General features: G+C 64.6%; 5 protein-coding genes and 1 pseudogene. 1 reads left to right on the top strand and 5 read right to left on the bottom strand.

What is annotated here, in order from left to right; all coding sequences use genetic code 11:
- Both ACESL8_RS09470 and ACESL8_RS09465 read right to left on the bottom strand, forming a co-directional pair.
- Nucleotides 1-252, bottom strand: a pseudogene (locus tag ACESL8_RS09470) (hypothetical protein); the annotation flags it as partial.
- A gap of 10 nt (nucleotides 253-262) precedes the next feature.
- Complete coding sequence (locus tag ACESL8_RS09465) at nucleotides 263-778, bottom strand: RidA family protein (protein WP_372918166.1); 516 nt, start codon at nucleotides 776-778, stop codon at nucleotides 263-265.
- Nucleotides 779-856: 78 nt separating this feature from the next.
- Here ACESL8_RS09465 and ACESL8_RS09460 point away from each other — a divergent pair, with 78 nt between their 5' ends.
- Nucleotides 857-2,161, top strand: coding sequence for a serine hydrolase domain-containing protein (locus ACESL8_RS09460; RefSeq protein ID WP_372918164.1), 1,305 nt, complete (start codon nucleotides 857-859; stop codon nucleotides 2,159-2,161).
- Here the strand turns inward: ACESL8_RS09460 and ACESL8_RS09455 are convergent.
- The 3 genes from ACESL8_RS09455 to ACESL8_RS09445 all read right to left on the bottom strand — a co-directional run.
- Nucleotides 2,158-2,676 carry a hypothetical protein gene (locus ACESL8_RS09455; RefSeq protein ID WP_372918162.1) on the bottom strand — a complete coding sequence of 173 codons (519 nt, stop codon included), beginning with the start codon at nucleotides 2,674-2,676 and terminating at the stop codon, nucleotides 2,158-2,160. The two genes, ACESL8_RS09460 and ACESL8_RS09455, sit on opposite strands and share 4 nt — an antisense overlap.
- A 100-nt stretch (nucleotides 2,677-2,776) precedes the next feature.
- A complete protein-coding gene (locus tag ACESL8_RS09450; RefSeq protein ID WP_372918160.1) occupies nucleotides 2,777-3,439 on the bottom strand; it encodes an HAD family hydrolase in 663 nt (220 codons plus the stop codon).
- A 13-nt stretch (nucleotides 3,440-3,452) separates the two neighbouring features.
- Nucleotides 3,453-4,587 (bottom strand): fumarate hydratase (locus ACESL8_RS09445; RefSeq protein WP_372918158.1); only part of this gene is annotated, 1,135 nt, incomplete at its 5' end.

The raw sequence follows: 4,587 nt of genomic DNA, 5'->3' as shown, positions 1-4,587 counted from the left end.
GGCCAGCACCGCAACTGGTTTGCCATCAAGCTGCGCCGCCTTGGGGCTGCGCGAATCGGTGTGAAAGCGCAGCGTTGCGGCAGCGGCATCGGCCTTGCGCAGCACCATTATCCGGGCCTGCGGCAGGCCATCTGCATCGACACTGCACACCGCCGGCGTGTGCAGCGGGCTTTTCCGGTCTGCCCCGCCGCGCACCAGCAGGCTCCAGGCATGGGCCAGTATTTCGGGAAGATCGTCAGTTTCGGGCCTCATTTCACTTTGCTCACTTAATCTCGACAATGGCGTCCACTTCCACCGGCCAGCCGCGCGGCAGGCTGCCGGCGCCGGCGGCGACGCGCGGCGCCTTGCCGGCATTACCAAAAGCCGTGACCATCACTTCGGAAAAGCCGTTCATCACTTCGGGGTGCTGGGTGAAATCAGGCGTGGAGTTCACCAGCCCCATCACCTTGACCACCCGCTTGACCCGGCTGAGCTCACCCAATTCGGCCTTCAACGTGGCCAGCATGCACAGGGCCACGCCGGCAGCATTGGCCTTGCCGGCAGCCACGTCCATCGTCGCGCCCAGCTTGCCGGTGGCCTTGGCCGGGCATTCGCCGTGGCCGGCGAGAAACAGCAATTTGCCCACGCGCGCGGCCGGCACATACAGGCCGATGGGCGCGTTGGCCGGCGGCAACGTGAGGCCGGCGGCAGCGAGGCGCTGTTCGGGCGTTTCGGGTGCAGCAGCAACAGGGGCCGGTGCGGCAATCAGCAACGTGAGGGCTAACAGGGCAGCGCGCATCGGTTCCGGTTCCTTGCTTGGGATGATGCCGTGGCCTAGCATCCTTGCCATAGCATACCAACAGGGGAGGGCGGGGCCATGCGCCGCGCCATAGTTGCCATGATCCTTGCCGCATCGACGCATGTTTCCGGTCACGCCCAGGACGGGCAGCAAAGCGCGGCGCAAACCGATCCCGCCGCCTTGGGCTGGATGCAGGGCCACCCGGTGCCGGCCGAACGCCAGGTGCGCTGGGACGATGGCTCGATGTGGCGGTTTCCGCAGCTGCGCTGGAGCTATTCGCACATGCGCGATCTGGTGCCGACAGCCAGCATTCCGCGCGGCGGCGCCGTGAGTGAATTGCCGCGCGCGCTGCGGAACGATCTTGATGACGTGAGGCTGACCACGCTGGACGGCACCGCCATGAGCTGGCTGGAATCGCTCGCTGCCACCTACACCGATGCCATCCTGGTGATGAAAGACGGCAAGCTGGTGTATGAACGCTGGTTTGGCGTCACCACGCCGGAAACCCAGCATATCCTGTTTTCCGTAACGAAAAGCTTTGTCGGCACGTTGGATGAAACGCTGATCGATGAAGGCCGGATCGATCCGCAGGCCAGTGCCGCCAGCCTTGTCCCTGAACTTCAGGCTAGCGGCCTCGGCGATGCGACCGTGCGGCACATCCTTGACATGCGCACCGGGCTTGATTTTTCCGAAGATTATGTCCCCGGCCATTCCGGATTGACCGACGTGCAGCGCATGAGCATCGCGGGCGCCTGGCTGCCGCGCCAGGCGGAATATCACGGCCCCGATGGCCATCACGCCTTTGCCGCCAGCCTTGGCAGCAATGCAGCCCACGGCGGCGATTTCGTTTACCGCACCCCCAACACCACCGCCCTGCAGTGGATCATCGAACGGATGACCGGGCAAAGCCTGGCCGAGCAGATTCGTGACCGCTATTGGTCAAAGCTGGGCATGGAACAGGACGCCGCCATCGGCGTTGACCGGCTGGGCGGCGGCTTTGGCGGCGGCGGCCTGATGGCGTCGCTGCGTGATATTGCGCGCTTTGGCGAGATGATGCGGTTGGGTGGGCGCTGGCCAGATGGCAACGAGTTGGTGCAGATCGTGCCGCCGGCTGCGGTCGATCGCATCTTCAAGGGCGGCTGCCCCGCCGCCTTTGCCCAGCTCCAGTATCCCGGCAATCTGGACGGCAACTATGGAAGCCAATGGTGGCACCGCGCTGGCGGCCAATTGATGGCGCTTGGGGTGCACGGCCAGGGCATTTACATCGACAAAACGGCCGGCATCGTCATCGCCCGGCTGGGCAGCCATCCGGTGGCCGGCAATCGCGGCAACATGGCTGTGACGATGCCTGCATATGATGCCATCGTGGCGGCGCTGGTTTAACCGGCGCTGTTGACCAGCCGCATTGCGCCGGGTTCCAGCGTGGTCAGCGCGCGTGTCGCCATGCGCGGCACATCGGCCGACCCAGCAGCGAGGACTTCATCCAGAATGCGCGTTGCCGCCGTGCAGAAGCGGCGGCGATCGGGCACGCTGGCAAAGCCGTTATAAAGCCGGGTCATTGCCACATCATGGCGGGCGATGCCGGCGCTGCCGAACTGTTGGCGGTATCGTGCCTGCTCGGCGGCGTAAACATCGTCCAGCAAGCTGCGATGAACTTTGAGCATGCGATTGTAACCGGCTGTGATAATTTGATCCTTGCACAGCAGCGCGGCAACATTAAGCCCGCCGCGCAAGGCCCAGACGACATTGGCGGCAGCCGGGCCTTCGATCGCGGGCGCCGGCCCTGGTCCCGGCGGCGGGGTGGGGCGAATGACGTCGACGCGTGTGGGCGGTGCGCTGCTGCATCCGGCGACCAACCCCAGCAACACCAGCGCCGCGCTCCCCGGTCGCATGGTCACCCTTCTGATCCCTGTCATCCGACGCTCTCCCGGTGTTCACCTTGCCTCGATGTAACTAAAAGCGCAGATGCTTTCCGGAGGCTGAACAAATCTGATTGTCTCAGGCAGCCGCTGCCAGCCAAGTGCCAACCTGATGCAGATCGTCAGCCACCGCGAGCAGCAGCGGGGTAATTGCAGGCGTGGCCGGCAGCAGATCGGGCACCATGATCACCGGCACCCCGGCTGCATGGGCGGCGATGATGCCGTTGTGGCTGTCTTCCAGCGCCAGCGCCGCAGCCGGCGCAATGCCCAGCCGGTGTGCGGCCAGCAGATAAGGTTCGAGATGGGGCTTGCCGTTCGTCACATCGTCGCCGGAGATGATTGTTGCAAAGCCGTCGAGCAGGCCAGCACCGCGCAGATAGGTGCGTGCAGCAGCCCCATCGGTTGACGTCACCAGCGCGCGGGGAATGTTGGCTGCGTCAATCTGGGCGATCAATGCTGCAGCGCCGGTTTTCAGCGGCCGCTGCGCCCCCCAGTCGGCCGTCATGCGGCGCCCCACCCCGTCGCGCACGGCGGTGTAGTCCAACCCGGTGCCAAAGCGTGCCAGCATGATCGCGTGGCTCGCCGGTTCGGGCCGGCCAATCAGCGCGGCATAGTCCGCGTTTGTCATCACAAAACCCAGATCGGCCATCACTGCGATCATGGCGCTACGAATCAGCCGCTCAGTATTGAGCAGTAGCCCATCCATGTCGAACAGGATGGCAACGGGGCGGACAGAGATCACGGCGAAAGGGCAATCAGGCCGGCTGCTGTGTGCGTGCCGCCGCGATGCGGGCCTTCCAATCAGCCGGGCCGGTCTGGTGGACGCTGGTGCCTTCAGAATCGACCGCAACAGTTACTGGCATATCCTTGACGTCAAACTCATAAATTGCCTCCATGCCAAGATCCTCGAACGCCACCACGCGGGCAGCCTTGATGGCCTTGGCAACCAGATAGGCGGCGCCGCCCACGGCCATCAAATAGGCCGCCTTGTGGCGCTTGATTGCCTCGATGCCCATGGGGCCGCGTTCGGCCTTGCCGATCATGGCGATCAGGCCGGTTTGCGCCAGCATCACTTCGGTGAACTTGTCCATGCGGGTGGCGGTGGTGGGGCCGGCGGGGCCAACCACTTCATCGCGCACCGGATCGACCGGGCCGACATAATAGATGACGCGGTTGGTGAAATCGACCGGCAGCGTCTCGCCGCGCGCCAGCATTTCGGTCATGCGCTTGTGGGCGGCGTCGCGGCCGGTGAGCATCTTGCCGTTTAACAGCAGCCGGTCGCCCGGCTTCCAGCTCGCCACGTCGGCCGGGGTGAGTGTGTCCAGATTGACCGGTATCGAGGCTTTGTCCGGTGTCCAGTTCACCTGCGGCCAGTCTTCGAGACGCGGCGGCTCCAGATAGGCGGGGCCATTGCCGGTGAGCGTGAAATGCGCGTGACGGGTGGCGGCGCAGTTGGGGATCATGGCGACCGGCTTCGATGCGGCGTGGGTCGGCGTATCGAGGATCTTCACGTCGAGGATGGTGGAAAGCCCGCCCAGCCCCTGCGCGCCGATGCCAAGATCATTGACGGCGTCGAACAGCTCAATGCGCATTTCCTCGATTGGCGATTTTGGCCCTCGGGCTTTGAGTTCGGCCATGTCGATGGGCTCCATCAAGGCTTCCTTGGCCAGGATCATCGCCTTTTCCGCGGTTCCGCCGATACCGATGCCGAGCATGCCGGGCGGGCACCAGCCGGCGCCCATCAATGGCACAGTGTTCACCACCCAATCGCGGATGGAATCGCTCGGGTTGAGCATGGCAAACTTGGATTTGTTTTCCGAACCGCCGCCCTTGGCTGCCACGGTGATTTCGACATGGTCGCCCGGCACCAGTTCGATATGGACAACGGCG

It is taken from the genome of Sandarakinorhabdus sp. (assembly GCF_041689835.1).
Taxonomy (GTDB): Bacteria; Pseudomonadota; Alphaproteobacteria; order Sphingomonadales; family Sphingomonadaceae; genus Sandarakinorhabdus.
The sequence above is the reverse complement of the archived record's forward strand: the minus strand, read 5'-3'. Positions and strand labels throughout refer to the sequence as shown.

Bases quoted from the DNA above. Each gene is read 5' to 3' on its own strand.
- ACESL8_RS09465 (WP_372918166.1), bottom strand. From the start codon at position 778: ATGCGCGCTGCCCTGTTAGCCCTCACGTTGCTGATTGCCGCACCGGCC.
- ACESL8_RS09460 (WP_372918164.1), top strand. From the start codon at position 857: ATGCGCCGCGCCATAGTTGCCATGATCCTTGCCGCATCGACGCATGTT.